This is a genomic window from Longispora sp. NPDC051575 (assembly GCF_040681875.1).
Classification (GTDB): domain Bacteria; phylum Actinomycetota; class Actinomycetes; order Mycobacteriales; family Micromonosporaceae; genus Longispora.
This window is the reverse complement of sequence record NZ_JBFAZP010000001.1, coordinates 1-16,346: the sequence shown is the minus strand read 5'-3', so window position 1 is coordinate 16,346 and position 16,346 is coordinate 1. Positions and strand designations below refer to the sequence as shown.

The 16,346-nt window shown below is 66.1% G+C and carries 11 protein-coding genes; 6 read left to right on the top strand and 5 right to left on the bottom strand.

Annotation, left to right across the window (positions count from 1 at the left end; translation table 11 throughout):
• Positions 1 to 392: 392 nt before the first annotated feature.
• Positions 393 to 2,423, bottom strand: a complete 2,031-nt coding sequence (locus tag AB0M43_RS00055) for an NPCBM/NEW2 domain-containing protein (RefSeq protein WP_363719538.1) — start codon at positions 2,421 to 2,423, stop codon at positions 393 to 395.
• 208 nt (positions 2,424 to 2,631) lie between these two features.
• A complete protein-coding gene (locus tag AB0M43_RS00050) occupies positions 2,632 to 4,140 on the bottom strand; it encodes an RICIN domain-containing protein (RefSeq protein ID WP_363719536.1) in 1,509 nt (502 codons plus the stop codon).
• A 1,282-nt stretch (positions 4,141 to 5,422) separates the two neighbouring features.
• On the opposite strand from AB0M43_RS00050, the gene AB0M43_RS00045 reads away from it, so the two are divergent.
• The 3 genes from AB0M43_RS00045 to AB0M43_RS00035 all read left to right on the top strand — a co-directional run bounded on the left by AB0M43_RS00045 (position 5,423) and on the right by AB0M43_RS00035 (position 10,399).
• Positions 5,423 to 6,598, top strand: a complete 1,176-nt coding sequence (locus AB0M43_RS00045; RefSeq protein WP_363719534.1) for an RICIN domain-containing protein — start codon at positions 5,423 to 5,425, stop codon at positions 6,596 to 6,598.
• Positions 6,599 to 7,635: 1,037 nt separating this feature from the next.
• Complete coding sequence (locus AB0M43_RS00040) at positions 7,636 to 7,983, top strand: hypothetical protein (protein ID WP_363719532.1); 348 nt, start codon at positions 7,636 to 7,638, stop codon at positions 7,981 to 7,983.
• On the top strand, positions 7,967 to 10,399 hold the full coding sequence (locus AB0M43_RS00035) for a caspase family protein (protein WP_363720906.1): 2,433 nt from the start codon (positions 7,967 to 7,969) through the stop codon (positions 10,397 to 10,399). Before AB0M43_RS00040 ends, AB0M43_RS00035 begins: the two co-directional genes overlap by 17 nt.
• A 173-nt stretch (positions 10,400 to 10,572) precedes the next feature.
• Here AB0M43_RS00035 and AB0M43_RS00030 read toward each other — a convergent pair whose 3' ends face one another.
• A complete protein-coding gene (locus AB0M43_RS00030; protein WP_363719529.1) occupies positions 10,573 to 11,205 on the bottom strand; it encodes a hypothetical protein in 633 nt (210 codons plus the stop codon).
• A 558-nt stretch (positions 11,206 to 11,763) separates the two neighbouring features.
• On the bottom strand, positions 11,764 to 13,023 hold the full coding sequence (locus AB0M43_RS00025; RefSeq protein ID WP_363719527.1) for a histidine decarboxylase: 1,260 nt from the start codon (positions 13,021 to 13,023) through the stop codon (positions 11,764 to 11,766).
• Positions 13,024 to 13,500: 477 nt separating this feature from the next.
• On the opposite strand from AB0M43_RS00025, the gene AB0M43_RS00020 reads away from it, so the two are divergent.
• The 3 genes from AB0M43_RS00020 to AB0M43_RS00010 are packed head-to-tail and all read left to right on the top strand — an operon-like array spanning position 13,501 to position 14,902.
• Entirely contained in the window at positions 13,501 to 13,824 is a 324-nt protein-coding gene (locus AB0M43_RS00020) for a winged helix-turn-helix transcriptional regulator (RefSeq protein ID WP_363719525.1), read from the top strand.
• A 37-nt stretch (positions 13,825 to 13,861) separates the two neighbouring features.
• The gene (locus AB0M43_RS00015) at positions 13,862 to 14,533 is read left to right on the top strand and encodes a hypothetical protein (RefSeq protein WP_363719523.1); all 672 of its coding nucleotides are present in this window, start codon (positions 13,862 to 13,864) and stop codon (positions 14,531 to 14,533) included.
• A 57-nt stretch (positions 14,534 to 14,590) separates the two neighbouring features.
• The gene (locus AB0M43_RS00010; protein WP_363719521.1) at positions 14,591 to 14,902 is read left to right on the top strand and encodes a hypothetical protein; all 312 of its coding nucleotides are present in this window, start codon (positions 14,591 to 14,593) and stop codon (positions 14,900 to 14,902) included.
• A gap of 139 nt (positions 14,903 to 15,041) precedes the next feature.
• Here AB0M43_RS00010 and AB0M43_RS00005 read toward each other — a convergent pair whose 3' ends face one another.
• Entirely contained in the window at positions 15,042 to 16,034 is a 993-nt protein-coding gene (locus AB0M43_RS00005) for a hypothetical protein (RefSeq protein WP_363719519.1), read from the bottom strand.
• Between the last annotated feature and the right edge of the window lie 312 nt (positions 16,035 to 16,346).

Genomic DNA, 16,346 nt, shown 5'->3' with positions numbered 1-16,346 from the left:
GCGCGAACGGATACGTCGGGTGCATGAATCGAGATGAGAACTCGCGACCACCACGACACTCCAGATGGTGACGCAGGGTAGTCGCATCGCCTTGAGTTCAGCCAGAGACCACAGCACCACCGACGCCGTGGACGAGAGCCCGTTGGACTTTGTCTTCGGCCAGAACTTGCCCTCGGTCGAGGCGCCCGAACCCACGCCGTCGGCGGAATCTCCGCCACGGGTCCAGGACACACGTGCCTGGACCCGTGGCTGTGGCCGCAACGACCGGTGCGGACACCAGCACACCGGCCAACAAGGAGGGCCGGGCCGCTCGGGGAGTGATCGGAAAATCCACCTCCGTGGGTACAGCACCGATTGCGCTGTTGTTGGCTGGCTCGGGGGCGGCCGGGGACTCAGGTAACCGTGATCTTGTCCAGATCCGGGGCCGGGGCTGAGGTGTTGTAGAACCGGATGCTGTTTCCCCCGGCGTTGAGCGTGATGCTGATCGGCGCGGCGTCGGCGGGTGTGTCCCAGCTTGTCCCGTTGAGGCTGAGCTGGATCGCGGCTGCGCCGTTGACGCTGACCATGAATGTCCGCGTGCCGTCGGTCAGGTGGGTGACGGTGAGCTGGCGGGTGCCTGCGGTCGTCGCGTTCACCGTAAGGGTCACGTCGCCGCCGTTGCCGAGGTAGCCGACCTTCGCGCCGCCGGAGCACGCGGGGCAGGTGGTCACGACCGCCGCTCCGCTGCGGGTACCCTTCTCGGCTTCGATCGTGACCGGTCCCGACGAGCTACCGCACGTGAGCCGCGCGTCGCCCCAATCGGCGTGGTCGGAGCCGATGCCGTCCCCGGCGTCGGTGACCACAAGCCGCAGCACGCTCCCACCGGTGACGTCGGCGGTGAGCCGGGTCGCCGCCTGGGTGTACGTCTTGACTCCGCTGTCGGCGACCTTCGTGCCGTCCCGCCAGATCTGGAACACCACCGACCCGGCGGTGGTCTTCTCGTCGTCGACCCCGACGTCGGCGGTGACTGTCGTGCAGCCGGCGCCCAGGGGGTACCGGATGTCGGAGGCGGCGTGCGCGCCCAGCCCCTTGGCGTAGGTGGTCCCGTTGACGGTCAGGGTGCGCCCGTCCCCGGCGGCGGCCTCGCCGACGCTGCGGTCCTTCTCGACCGGGCCCCAGCCGTTGGTGGCGGAGGTCCAGGACAAGTCGCTGAGGTACACGGTCCCGGTGGGAGCGCTGGGGGTGACCTTGTACATGACCGTGGCGTGCGAGGGGACGGAGGCGCTGACCGTACCCGTCGTGGTGGTCGTCGCCTTGGACCACAGGTCCTTGAGCGTGTAGGACGAGGAACCACCGATACCCAGGGCCGAGGCTGTCGTGGAGATCGTGACCGTGGAGCCGGTCTCGTTGGTGAGGGTGACGGCCCGCGCGCCGTCGGCGAGGACCCGGGACATGACGACCAGGCCGCCGGAGCTGGACACGACGGTGCCCTGCCGGCCGAGGGGGTCTTGGCTGACGGCGAGGACGTCGGGGTTGGTGAGGATGCCGATGGTCGTGGTGCTGGCCTCGATCAGATTGGTACCGACGAGCAGCGGTGCGGCCATCTCGGCCCACAGGCTCATGTGCGTGCGGTACTCGGTGGCCGTCATCCCGCCGTTGCCGACCTCCAGCATGTCGGGGTCGTTCCAGGCCCCGGGGCGCGCGTAGCCTGCGAGGGGTTGGTTGGCGTGGGCGATGCCGATCATGCTGGACCAGTTGTCGCGGATGTCCGACGTGGTGCGCCAGGAGTTCGCGACGTCCACCCGCCAGGACTCCATGGGCAGCTGGGGTTCGCGGTGGATGCTGAACAGGACGGGCCGGCCGGTGTCGGCGAGGGAGTCGCGCATCAGGGTGAACCCGGCCTGCGCGTCGACGCCGTCCTCGTCGGCGCGGCACCAGTCGTACTTGAGGTAGTCCACGCCCCAGTCCGCGAACGTCTGAGCGTCGAGCGCCTCGTGCCCCTTGCTGCCGAGCGCTCCCGGATAGTTGTCCCAGATGTTGGCGCAGGTCCGGGAGCCGGGCGTGGCGTAGATCCCGAACTTCAGACCCTTGGCGTGTACGTAGTCCGCGAGCGCCTTCATGCCGTCGGGGAACCGGGTCGGGTCCCCCCGGAGTCGGCCGTTCGCGTCGCGGGTGGACGCCTGCCAACAGTCGTCAACGTTGACGTACTTGTAGCCGGCGGCAGCCAGTCCGGTGGAGACCAGCGCGTCGGCCGCGCCCCGGATCTTGGCCTGGTCGATGGAGCAGTGGAACGCGTTCCAGCTGTTCCAGCCCATCTGCGGGGTGAGTGCCAGGCCGTTGTCCGAGGCGGCAACCGGGGACGGGCCGGCCACCACTGCTGCGGTGGTGAGGAGGAACGCGGCGCAGACGGCCGCGAGGGATCTGCGGAAGAAGGGAAGGGGCATCGGAGACTCCTAGCGGAGCTGTCGAGGGGGCGGGTGGACGTCCGGAGGGTGAGCCCCTGGGCCGGGGGGCGAGCTGTGACGCGGCACGTCGGCGAGTCCTCCCACCAACGTGCCGCGTCACCCGCTCGTGGTCAGCGACGCTCACCGCTGTCGTCGACCACCAGGTGGTGGGCCGGCCCTGGTCAGGTGGGCCGGCCCGATGGTGCGGCTAGCTGATCGTCCAGCGTTGCAGCGCCGAGCCAGTGTTGGCCTGCTGGGTGATCAATGCCCCGTCTGTGGTGGAGGCGGTGGTGAGAAGAAGGCCGCTGCTCTGTGAGGTGAGGGTGTAGCCGCCCGACACGGCGGTGGCGATCCACCGCTGGTTGCTGTCCGTGCTGCAGGTCCACTGGATGATCTGCGCGCCGGCTGAGCCTGATGCTCCGCTGACGTCGACACACAGGCCGGATTCGGCGTTGGCGATGCGGTAGGAGCCGTCGGACTGCTGGGTGAACACCCACTTCTGGTTCTGGCCCGAGCTGGTCTTGTTGGCGCCGTCGAGGAACCAGCGGTACCAGGAGGCGGTCTTGTACGAGCCGGAGTCGCCGATCCGGGTCCACTTCTGGGTGGTCAGGTCGTCGGTGGCGTAGTACTCCTGCGGCGCGTTGCCGGACTGGTCCACGGCCTGCGGGGTACCGAGGTAGATGCCAAGGTAGGCGTTGTAGGTGATGTTCATGACGAACAGCGGCGAGGTGGCGGGCATCTTGCCGTTGGCGATCTGCTGGCTGGCCGTGCCGGTGTTCATCGGGTTGTACTCGGAGCCCGTCGGGGTGTATCCGGTGCTGTTGGAGGCGTTGACGGGCACCATGTTGCTTTCCTTGCCGCCGACGCCGGGCTGCGTCCATGCGCCGTTGTACCACTTCTGCCACGTGCCGGTCGTCATCTTGCCGGACATGGGCGCCCGCGCTACGTGGGAGTAGAACGCTTTCCAGCTGCCGCCCTTGTCGACGATCCGTGAGCCGTAGAAGGCGTAGAAGTAGCCCGAGGCGGTGTCGACGAACAGCCGCTGGTCGCCGTCGCCGTAGTCGTAGGTCTGGTTCGGGAACGCCGTCGTGTCGTTGCGCTTCGTGCTGTATGGGGAGGTGATCGCATGGCTGTCGATCGTCCAGGTGCGGCCCTGGTTGGTGGAGACGGCGTGGTCGATGGCGTCGTAGTGCAGGCCGTCATCGAACGGCTGCGGGGTGAACTCGTTGTGCACCAGGCCGTGCCAGTTTCCGGTGTCCGGGTCGACCCATACCCCGGACAGGTCGCAGAAGTTGCGCTGCGAGTATGAGGACCCCGAGGGTGCGTAGGTGGACTCCACGCCGGTGGGGCTGTTGTTGCACCGCCACGTCGTGTCGTTGTTGCGGTCGCTGGAGTTGGCCGGGTTCACGTAGTTGCTGATCGTGGACGACCTCGACGCGGTCTCCAAGTTGGTCCCGGTGTAGAAGTCCCAGTACCGGGGGTCCGAGGCGTCGTAGGCCGCGTTGGCTTGCTGGAAGTAGAACGTGCCGTCCTTGTCGATGTAGGTACTCGCCGGTGTGTCGGTCGGGTACGCGTACGAGCCGGTCGACCCGACGGAGATCGTGTAGGTAGCGCCGGGCGGGAGCGCCGACGCGGGGGGCGCCGACGCCAGGGCGCCGGCCAGGGTCAACGCCACTGCGGCACCTGCCGCCGCGAGCGTCTTTCGAGGATGTGACATGGGTGGTTCCTCTCGGAGGGGCCGTCCGCGTGGACGGGGCGAAGTTGAGGGGGTGCCCGAGGGGCCGTGCGGAATTTCGCTCAGATGGAGAGCAGTAGACCTATCGGTTGGCCCCGCCGGTGGAACGCTCCGCCAGGCGCGTTCCACCGACAGGTTCCCCGGTCGCCGTACGGCGATATCGCGTGACTGCGGCGGCCTACTGGCCGTTTCGCGTCCCGGCACGCGAGCGGGCCGGCGTGAGCATCTCAGCTACGGTGGGTCTCACCGTCGCGCGAACGCCACGCTGAACCCACGGGGTCTTCCGCTCCAACACGTCCGGCCACGACGCCTGGACGGCCGAGCAGAACTGCGCATCTCCGCTGTGCGATCAGCGGAGATGCGGAGCCGGACCTGTCAGGTGCCAGCCGATCAGCCCTAGCCCCGGGGTGATGCGCCGTTGTCGATGCACCACCACCCCGACGCCGAGGATATCAACATAACGCAACGCTTGAGTCAACATCGTCGAACACAATGGCACGCGATGCGAGGCGCCTCGCGCTCACACCCTCGACATCTGCCAGCGAGATGGTGCTTTTCTCACACTTTGGTCACATGCTGGGCTTCGCGGCCCCACATTGGGTGGGGTCGCCCCGACGGGGATCCGATCCACATCCGACAGTGACGCGCCAGCAACAGAAAGGGCTGTTTACCGTTCCGATGGTGCTTCCGCGACTGCACGCAAAGAGTGCTCGAAGTGCCTTCGGTACGCACCAGACGTGCGCGTGACTGCTCGTATCTGCGCATTTTCAAACATCTATTGACATCGTTTCCGTGACGCAGGTAAATCAGAACCATGCCCCAGACCTCGCGCGGCCCCCCGCTCCACAGAGCACCACCGTCCGCACAACCTGTTAAGCGCCTTCACACCACCTGGCCGCACTCGGCAGCTGGCGATGCCCGCCCCGACGGGAACCACGACACGCCCGCTGTCCAGTTCTGCCCGTAGCCGTCGACGTCGCGGTACAAGACGCCACAAGGCAGTAGCTCTCTCACCGGCTGGACACCGCCGGAGCGCCCCCTGCGATGGCGCGCTCCCGCGACGACGCCCTGGCACCTTCCGCCGCCCGTCACCGGTCGGATCCCACTCCTAAAGGTGTGGCCGGCGACGCACGATCAGGGCAGTGCCCAGCCTCCAGCACTCCACCAGCCCCGGCACGCCGCACCCCTGCACGACTCGGCGGTCCAGGGTGGTCTCCGCACGCCCTCAACACGCAGATCCACCTTCCAAGGAAACGAGAAAACCATGTCCAACTCCCGACGCTGGCGGCGCACCGTCGCCAACGGATCCGTGCTGGCACTGGCAGCGCTGACGGCCGGACTCTCCTCCCTCCTGGGCGCCCAGCCGGCACTGGCGGCCGGCGGAAACGCCTACCTGAACTGGTCGATCCCCAACGTCCCCTCCGGCGGGCTGTCGAACATCACCTTCCCGATGACGGTCAACCCGGACACGGTGCACGACCACGGCACCTACTTCGCCCAGCAGTTCGCGTTCACCAACGCCAGCGACGTCGCCTACGTCGGACTCCAGCCCAGGCCGAACGTCAACGGCCGCGAGCGGCTGCACACTGCGTTCTCCACATTCCAGGCCGGCGCCAGCACCAACGACCCGCTCTGCCACACTGGCGCGGACGGCGGTCCCGGAGTCAGCTGCGCCGCCGACTTCGACGGCGTGTACGGCCACCTGTACCACCTCACGGCGGCCAAGTCCGGAGCCGACACATGGGTCGGAACCGCCAAGGACACCGTGACCGGCGTGACCACCCACATCGGCTCCTGGACACTGCCGTCGAACAACGGCAAGATCACCGGCTCCGAGGGTGGCTTCCTCGAGTACTACCTCGGGTTCCCGACCTGCTCGACCCTGCCGAGAACCGACGTGTACTACGGCGGCCCCACCTCGACCGATCTGCCCGGCGTGGTCGGCACCGTCCACGCCGAGGGCGAATCCGACGACTGCCGCGGCCAAGCCAACTACCAGGCCGTCGCCCAAGGCAACGGGCTACACGTGACCCGGGGCTGGATCGCCGGCTCGACCACGGCCAAGCCGTTGAAGAACGCCGGCTCCGGCCGGTGCCTCGACGACCCGGGCAGCAACACCGCCAACGGAACCCAGATCATCATCTGGGACTGCAACGGCGGCGACAACCAGCGCTGGACCTCCACGTCCACCAAGGCCCTCATGGTCAACGGCAAGTGCCTCGACGCCGAGGCGGGCGGCACGACGGCGGGAACGAAGGCCATCCTGTGGGACTGCCACGGTGGCGGCAACCAGCAGTGGACGCTCAACACCGACGGCAGCGTGCGCGGCGTCCAGTCCGGGCTGTGCCTCATGCCATCCGGAGCGGCCACCGGCAACAACACGAAGGTCGTCCTCGCGACCTGCAACGGCCAGACTAGCCAGCGCTGGACCCGCAGCTAGGTGGTTCTTCTGAAGTGATGCGTTCGTTGGCTTGGTAAGGCTTTGTCGGACATCCAGCGGATCCGGACCGTCAGTTGCTGCCGGTCCGGATCCTGCGGCAGGGTGGCCGTGCATGATCATCACCTGGGGATGAGGGGCTGCTCACGAACGCGCGGACCTCGCTACCCGGGTGGCGCCGCCATCCGCCCCCCGTCGCTCCGGCGCCGCGAGGTTCGACAGATATGGCTCCGGTCACAGCCGCGAGGTGGTCGAGGGCCATTCGTCCGCGCGATCCTCTATCCGATCCGGCGAGAAGGTAATTTGATCTTGAACGGCGCCTGTCGCCCCAGGTGCAATTGAAGGGGGGCCTGGGTGTGCAGTTCGTGCCGCAGTGCCAGCGACGGCCTTCGCCGGCGGTTGCGCGGCTACGGGCTATGATCTGATGGCGTGAACGCTGACCCGCGAGGTTCGGAGTGACAACCCGGACCTGGACAGGCGAGGTGATTCGGAGGTGCCACAGTCATCCATTGTGGTATAGAGTCACCAAGCTTGACCGCATAACCGCAGGTCAGAGCATGTGAGGGGCCGCTAGCTCAATGGCAGAGCAACGGACTTTTAACTTTCGTAGCCACGTTTCAGCAGGTCAGCCCGTCTGTGACGGTTGAAGACTACTGATGGTCTTTGAGAAACGCCTGGTCAGCGGCCTCGGGTAAGGCCAACGGATTTTCGTGAGTCCAGCGCTCCGTCCTGAGACCGGCTGCGTCGGCCTATGTTGGCCGGTGACCGGTACAGGCGAGGCGAATTGGAGGAACATCGCAGCTACCGAAGGTGTTCCGCAGAGTTCACCTGACCGCCGGACCGGACGCGAGGCGCCGCCACCGCACCGCGGCCGTGGCGGCTGCCGCTCCGATGGCTCTTCTGCCGCAGGGCCGACACAGCCCGCACGCGGGCGGCCCGCAGCGGACCTTGCCGTCGGGGTGGGGTGTGCGACGGGCTTCCTCCTGAGGTCGAGGACGGAGGTGTATAACCAGGAGGATGCACCTCGATCTGGGAGTTAGATGAAACTCGCGATTTCGGTCAACGGCGACTCTCAACAGGACTCGCTGTCGTTGTACTCGTGGCTACGGGACGACTCGGAACTCCGGGCAGCGGCGGAGCTGAGCCTCGACCCTCCCGACCGCGCGTCGGAAGACATGGGGACCGGCGAGGTGATCTCTGCCGTGCTGCAGCACGCCGAGTGGCTGACCTCAATCGTGATCGCGGTCGCCGCCTGGCTGCGACCACGGTCAACGTCGACCTCGGTTACGTTCACCTACAACGGCGTACCGGTGACGATCAACAACGGCAGCGAAGAGGAGATCAGGGCGGTTTGCGCCGCGCTTGATCGACGTGATGACGCTCGCTGATCCTTCCAAATCGAGGGCGGTGCTGGTCGGCACGGCCTCATACGACCACCTCCAGGATCTTCCTGCGGTGGCCAACAACCTGGCCCGCCTCAAGGAGTTGTTCACCGATCCTGAGGTGTGGGGGCTGAACTCCGAACACTGTGTCGTTCTCTTGGATCCGTCCCGAGACGGCGTGCTGGAGGCGATCGTATCGGCGGCCGACAGCGCCACGGACACGCTGGTGATCTACTTCGCCGGTCACGGCATCCCGGACAGCCGAAGCCAGGAGCTTCATCTGGCGCTGCCGACCACGACCCCTGACAGGCTTTTCCGAGCGGTCAGCTATGGGGATGTGCGGCGAGCGGTCCTTGACTCACGTTCGGCCAACAAGGTGGTTCTTCTTGACTGCTGTTACAGCGGCCGGGCTATGGCAGCGGGGATGGGCACCGCGGAAACCGGCATGGAGGTGGGCATCGACGGCGCGTACCTGATGACTGCATCGGCCGCCACCAGGACCAGCAGCGCACCCCTCGGAGCCATGTACACCGCGTTCACAGGTGAGGTCATCGCCGTACTCACCGACGGACTTCCCATCGATGCCGACGTGCTGTACATGGAGGAGATCTACTTCCACGTCCACAAGAAGCTAGCGGCTAAAGGACTTCCTAAGCCTCAGCAGATGCTGAGCAACGGCGGCCGTTCCATAGCCCTTGCCCGCAACCGATTTGCGCAGCCCGCGAAGTACGACGGCGTAGACTGGGCGCAGCTTTCGCTAACGACGCGACGCAACTTCATGGCGACATTGATCGCGACGCTAAACGCCGGCTCCCAGGTCACGCAGCCAGCTGACGACGAAAGCGTCATCGTGACGTGCGGTCTGCCGGACGCCCGAGTGGCATACCACATCTTCCCGTACGTGGAGTCGGTGACCAGTGCCCAGAAGCGCAAGATCCGTCGATCCCTATCCGACCCTGCGGCTGTGGGGGCTGCCCGCCACGTCGTAGTCACACCGCATGAACCCTCACCTGTCGAGCGAAGCTGGCTCGAATCGGCAGCGCCTCAGAATGAGGGCGAGGCCATTGAATGGCTCGGCACCGTGTGGCTTGATGACCACCTCGCCGATCAGCAAGACCTGTGCGACTACTTCCTAGGCACGGGGCCCCGCCGACACGCCGCCCCACAGAGCCGGTCGCTCAGCGACCTGCTGGCGCCCGTGACGACCATCAACGACATCGAGCGCGAGCTGACACGGCTGCGCACCGCAACCCGGAAGCTCTCCCCGTTCTGGAGAATCGATTACGCTACACAGGACGGGCCAACGCAGTTCACTATTCGTGAACGTTTCGCCGGCGCGGCCGTCTTGGATCCTGTAACCATCACTCCCGTCTTCAGCTTCCCGCCGGACGATCCGGATGGGCAAGACGCACAGCGGGAGCTTTTGCGAGCAATGGACTTCGGCAGCGACGCCACCATTGACGGACGCTTCATTGACCGGTTCGAGTTCCAAGCCTCCGAGCAAACGCTGCGGCTCCTGGGGGCCGACAATCCAACCAAGCCAGCCCAGATTCAGTTCAAAGCGATCCCGAACAACGAAGGGCTCCCACTGCCCTGTGTACTGGAAGCGGCGGACGCTCAAGGTGTGATCCTCGCCCGCCTCGATGCCAGCCTGACCGAACGGACGGGCGGACGCCGAGGAACCATGTTGACCGGATCGGATCCGTCCGGGATGTTGACGTTTCGCAACACGCTCGAGCACCCCAGTGGAGATAAAGAACTCGTCGGGGGAATGAACTTCACCGTCCACGGCGTCGTCGACCGATATCCTTACGCGTGCAGACCTGCCGCTGACTTCCTTCTCGCAATGACTCCGGGAACCAACGTCCTCCTGCGTATCGGCGAAGCCTCCTTCGGCCCAGGAGAAGTGACGGACTCCCTACCTCAAGACATGGCCCAATCCGCTCGACTGGTGGTCGCGTTGCACGAGGTGCAACGAAAGTTCGGCCGTCAACTCGTCATCCCTGACGGACTCACAGGCAAAGACCTGCGCGAAATCGAGATGGTCGCCGAATTGGCGAACGCCGGAGAAGCTCGATGGCCGTACCGGGGCATCAATACAGGTATCTGGGCCCACCGACTTCAGGAATTCCTCGACGACGAGCGCATCGGTAACCAAGGTGCCCTCATCCTTGAGTCCGAGCGCATGCAGTTCACTTGGGGAGACCAAATCATCGACATTGGCCCGTTCCGCCTGTACGGCTCGCACATGACTCTCACCAACCGGCCCGAGCTCGAGGCCGCCGTCGGCACCGGTCAAGATCCCGAGGCGCGCTGGCGATGCATGGACGGACACCACCTCACCATTTTCAGCAAGGCAGTCGCGAAGGGCGGAGAATCCACCGACACCGTCGCTCTTCCGGCAACGACAACCGCGTCCTGACGGCACCGGCGACGTGCCGGCCGCCACCGCCGAACTCAACGGCGTGCCCGCCGACAAGGCGCTCAACTGGGGGGTGGGCCCGGCTGGCAATCCAGCCATCGCAGGTCCTCACTGCAGGAAACACTGCGGCGGCAACCGAGGTGTTGTTAACATCCGAGCTTCCACTGGGGCAACTAGCCATCGGCGGACATTGCGGTGGATTCGTAGGGGCCTTGGACGGCGGGGTCGGAGTCGGATTGGGTCTTGGCGTGTGCTGCCAGGGCGCGGAAGATGCTGGTGAGGCTGGGGGTTTGACCGCGGCGTTTGCCTGTGAGGATGATCAGGTCGGGTTGGATGGCTTCGATGGTTTCGCCTGCGGCGCGGCGGCTGAGCAGGGTGTGGAGCATGGCGTCGGTGACGACGGGGGTCCTGCCGCGCTGGGCGCCCTGACGGGCGGTGGCATCGAGTCCCTCGACGGATTTCTCGCGCGCCTCGTTGTCCTCGTTCTCCGTGAGGTCGGAGAGGAAGGCATCTTCTTCATGGGGCCGTGGTGGCTCCTCGGTTGTGCCGGGTGTGGTCGTGGCGTGCGCTGCTTTTTTGAAGTCTGCCGAGAATTCGGCGATGACCATTTTGAGTGTCTCGTTCGCGCGGCGTAGTTCGAGGTTTTCTCTCAACAGGCGATAGATCCGGTCGGTGTTCGTGTTCGGCACGAGGACGCCGCCGTTGAGTTCGGCCATGCGTACCCACTCGCGAACGGATTCTCGATGCTTGATCCCGAGCTGTTGAGCTACGGCGGTGTGCGCGGCCGTGTCGGAGCGGTAGTCCATTCGGATCTTCCTGTACAGGTCTACCGCACGTTGTCGCAGATGCAGGGGATTCAGAATTCCTCGGGCCATACCTCTATCCTTCCGATCCGCCGGGACGGCTTCGGTCTCCTGCCCAGGTGACGGTGATCCACATTCCGCAAGTGGAGTCGGCTGTTGGGCAGGCGCCGATTTCCACGATCAGGGTGTACGGGTTCTTGGTGTAGCAACTGTCCGCTGGGCAGTCCCGGATCCTCCATCCGTGCTCCAGGAGCTTGGCGTGGACGAGCGCGCGTGCGGCCTGGTCGGTGTGACGCGGGTAGTACTGCTCGACCGCCTGCTGCCGGCCCGGGCCCTCCTGCATGGTCCGGGTGCGGGGTGGCCCCCACTTGGCTGGCAGACGCAGGCGGTGCAACTCGGCGACGGCGTTGTCCTGCCACGTGGGTGCGCTGTTGTCCTGGGTGCGACAGCCAGCGGGGACGAATGCGAGTCCGGCGAGCAGGGCTGTGACTGCGGCAGAGATGATCCTGGAGTGCACGGTGCCTCCCGGCGGGGGCTGCAGGTTGGCGGAGCTCGGACCGGTCACGCAGCGGGCGCGACCGCCTGGAGGTACGCGCTGGTCCGGGTGGCAATGGTGAGGTCGTGAACGAAGTTGTCGATCATGTCGCGAGTGACGCCGGGCATGGTGATGGCGTGGCTCCAGTCGCCGTGCACCGCGAGTGCCCGCTTGCGGACCACAGGCTGGGGCGGGCGGCGCAGCACGACGGTCATGGAGTGCGGGTTGCGCCAGGCGGTGTGCCCGTGGGCGACGAGCTGTTCGAGCAGGTACGTCGCGTTCGCGCGGGCGTTCTCGGCGCGGCGGTGTAGTCCGTCGCGTCCGTAGCGGCGGGTGACCCACCACAGGGCCATCGCGGTGTGCCCGGAGCGGGGTCCGAGCAGGGTCGTGTCGGTGGTCTGGGTGTAAGCCACGGGACGTACGAGGGGTTCCGCCAGGCTGCGGCGGGCGATGAGGACTCCGCAGGGCATGGGCAGGCCGAGGAACTTGTGCCCGCTGATCGAGATCGAGTCGGTCAGGCCGAGGGACATGTCCAGGCATGCGGGCCGATTGTCCTCACAGAGCAAGGCCATCGGTACCCCGGACAGGGCGGCGTCGACGTGGACGTAGCGACTGGTGATGCCGGCCGCTGTGAGCGCGGCGTGGACGCGCTCGATGTCGTCGACGGCTTCGGTCATGGTGGTGCCGCAGGTGGCCAGCACGATGGCCGGTGCGTTGGCGTTGCGGCGGGCCAGGGCACGCAGCCGCCCGTAGTGAATCTGCCCCGTGGGATCGGCCTCGACCACGACCGAGGGGATGCGCAGCGCGTGCGCGATCTTCGGAACCGAGTAGTGCGCGGCGGTCGAGTAGTACAGCACCCCGTCGGGGTAGAGCTCGCGGGCCATGCGCAGGGCCTGCATGGTGCCTTCGGTGCCGCCGGTGGTGACGTACCCCCACTGGTCGACCGGGTCAGCCCGGAACAGGGTGGCCATCCAGTTGACGACCTCGCGTTCCCACCGCATCGTGTGGGCCGGCCACACCGGATCCGCGGCCGGGTCCCCGAGGTTGTTCAACGCGACCAGGAACAGGGGCGTCAACGGCGAGAAGTCGATGTCCGTCGCACACGGGAACCCCAGGTGGGTTTCCATGCCGCGTTCGATGTGGTCGCGGGTGTAGTCCAGATCGGTGATCTCCGGGTCGACGAACGTCAACGGCCGGGGTGGCCGCCGCTGGTCACGGTTGCCCGGGGTGCCGTCGAGGAGGCGGGCGGTGCGGGCGGACACCTGCAGTGCGGGGATGCTGCTCATTTTCGCGGTCCTTCCAGAGCGTGGGGTGCCGTTCGCCGTCTACCGGCTGCGGCCGAGGTGACGGCGACGGTGGCGTATGGCGGTGACGGGGCGGTGGCCGGCGGGACCGCGTAGACCCGCCGGCCACCGTGAACGCCACCCGCGCCGCGCAGCCCACACGGGGCCCCAGTGTCGGGGCACACGGAGGGCCTCGTCGGGGCCGGGCGCGATCGCAGTTCTGGCCCGCTGGCCGAGGTTCGCCTCGAGGGGCGCCTTGTGCCGGGAGGTGATGATGACCGGCTGCGGCGAGGGGACCGGGAACTGCTTGAGGGGGGCGTTCATCGATTCATGGTGCGCGCCGAAACAGCCTCTGACCAGCAAGTCTGACTGTGTATACCCGGGGTTTGAATACTCGGAGTTTCAACACTCTGACTTTCTAGACGCCCCTGTTTCGGTGTGCTGTGCTGGTCTTCTTTCCAACCCAGCGGGGAGGCCCAGATGGCTGAGTTTCGTGACTTCGATGACGTGTTCGCCCTGTGCGGGCGCCGCTGCACCCTGGAGATCCTCACCGCCCTGGAGGGCGGCGACGCCCGCTACACCGACCTGCTGAACGGCATCGCTCCTTACCCGCACGGCCGGACCTTCGGTGATGCACTCAGAGTGCTGATCACCGACGGGTACATTCGCCACCGGGTCGATGAGTGCGGCAGCTACTACACGCTGACCGAGGTCGGCTCGGCGTTCATGACCGTCCTGCACGACTTCCTGCTACACCTTCGCCAGTGGCGCAACCTCCGTGACGACGGGTTCCTGGCGGCATGATGCCCCGAGGCCGCCGCCACACCAGGTCAGGCAAACTGTGAACGGCATCCTGCCCGTCGCCCTCGTGATGGGCGGGGCATCCGGAGCGTTGGCGGCCCGTCTCGCCAACCGCAGGCCCGACGAGGCCCCGCCGGCTGAACTGCGACCCCAACAGGGCGCGAATGTGGAACTGCCAGGGTGGCTGTGGCTGTATCCGACCATCGGGTCCGCAGGCTGCGGAATACTCGCGGTCCGGTTACCGGCGCAGACCGCGGCGCAGGCCTTCGTGCTGGCCGCGTGGCTGACCCTGGCGTGTGCCGGGCTGTGCCTGTCAGCGGTGGACATCGCCACCCACCGCCTACCAACCCCCATCATCGCCGCCACCAGCGCGGTCGTGTCGGTACTGGTCCTGGCGGCGGCATGGACACAAAACAGCGCCAAGCTCGCGCTCGCGGCCCTCCTCGGAGCCCTGATGTGCGGCGGCCTGTACCTGACCATCGCCGTGGCCAGCCGGGCACGGATAGGGCTGGGAGACGTGCGCCTGGCAGCGGTCCTTGGGCTGGGGCTCGGCACCGCCGGCCCGGGACCCGTGATCCTCGGAGCGCTTGCACCGTTCGTCCTGGCGTTGCCTGCGGCACTGGCACTGTTTGTCAGAGACCGCGACCGGGGTTCGGAGCTGCCTTTCGGCCCGTTTCTGGTGGCCGGGGCGCTCCTCGCCGTGACCGTCTAAGCGCCACCCGGCGGCTTGACCTGGTCCGCTGTGAAACTCGCGAGAAGGGAAACTGAGATGGCCGGTACAGATGACTCGGATCCGGTGAAGGCCGCCAAGGCTGCGACAGCGGCCAACGTGGCGCTGGTGGAAGCTGCGACCAGGACCCAGTCCCGTATCCGGGACCTGCAGTCTCAACTCGCCGCCGCGCAGACTGATTACGTCGAGACCCACAAGGCCGTAACCGCAGCCTGGGGCAAATCCCAGACGGAGACATTCGGATTGATGGCTCCCGATCAGCTACGCACCAAACAAAACTCACCTCGCAGCTCAGCCCACGCGAGCGACACTCGCCGCAATGGGACCAGTGGTGAAGATCGTCCGCGCTGAGGCGCCCAACAGATGTCTAGGCGCGGTTGTGCACGTGTCCTCTGTCCTCGATCCCGTCGGGACACCCGGCGGTCGATTTGTCGAATTGTCATCGGTGTCACGCAGTTTGTACGGCCGCCGCCATCCTGAGGGCCGTTGACTAGGTTTTGGGTTCTGAGTCCGGAAGCCCCGCTGCCCACACCTCTTCGAACTGGGTCGAACGCATCCTCACGTGTGGCACCCGGGTGATCAGGCTTGACTTGACGAACCCGAGGCCGGCTCCGGGTACGCGTGCGGGAGTGAACTCGACGACAAGCGACCGGTCGAAAATGACCATGGGGGTGAACGGCGCCCCGATGCGAGCAAGAGACGGAAGATCGATCAGTCGAACGCTCACGCCAGCCGCGCGTTGCTGGCGGAGTTCACGCCTCAGCGCTGTGCCTTTCGCAAGCTTGAGGCTGTCGAGAAGGAACAACCGTCTTACCTTGGCGCCACGCTGGACCGCGCCAGCCTGCATGCGCAAATAGCGCTGTGCGAGTTCGCTACCCCAAAGATCGTCGCCGGCTAGCTCACCGTTGGGCCCATTTGCGGAAACGTAGGTGGTGGCGTCGAGTGAGGACGCGATGGTCTCCACGAGGGTGAGGCTCCACTGCCAGTCGTCGCCGTCGTACACCGCCTCCTCCGAGGCCGTGAGGTCACGTAGCAGTGCAGCCGTCTTGGCGATCTCCGTGCACATGAACCTTTTCACGAGGTCAGGCTGAGTCGGTTCGACATTTGCTGCGTGTTGGGCGAGATGAAGTACGTCCTGATGGAGAACCCCGGAGGTAGCAAGCCTTCCGAGTAGCACCGTGGCCTCGCTGTGGGTCGCGAGCTCTGCTCTCAGCATGGCGTGTGTTGTGGTGTATCGCTGTGACTCCGCCAGTTCGACAGCGGACAGCTTCTGCTCGACATGTTCCATCTTGCCCGCGAACTCGACGAGGAACTGGACGACAAGTGCCGCACCCCCGATGAAGACGGCCAGCACCAGGACCCACACGTCTTTCGGTTTGAGGAGGTTGGTCAAGACGTAGGCAGTGCCTCCCGTAGCGCAGGTAATGGCGATCTTGGTGACAATGCTCTTACCTGCCGAGCGCTTCACCCTGCCGGCCGCCAAGATGTTCTCCTCCGGTAGATGAGATCAGCCGAGCTCGAGTAGATCGAGAGCCGACGATCAAGCCTAGGTCGAGTCCTCAGGCATTGAAAGACCTTTGATCTATCTCTCGCGCGTTGGCGGCCTGAACCAACTTTGCGAGCATCGGCCGCGCTGCAGTAAACAGGCCGGACCTACCCGTGGTCCGCAGCCGTTCGGTGCTGGCGGTCAGAAGCGGAAGGGGACTGCACCCGGTTTGGTTGACTCCTTGATCTGTGAGGATCTTGGTCCTCCTGGAAGGATGTCTTCGTGCCGAAAGCTTTCCCGCCCGAGTTC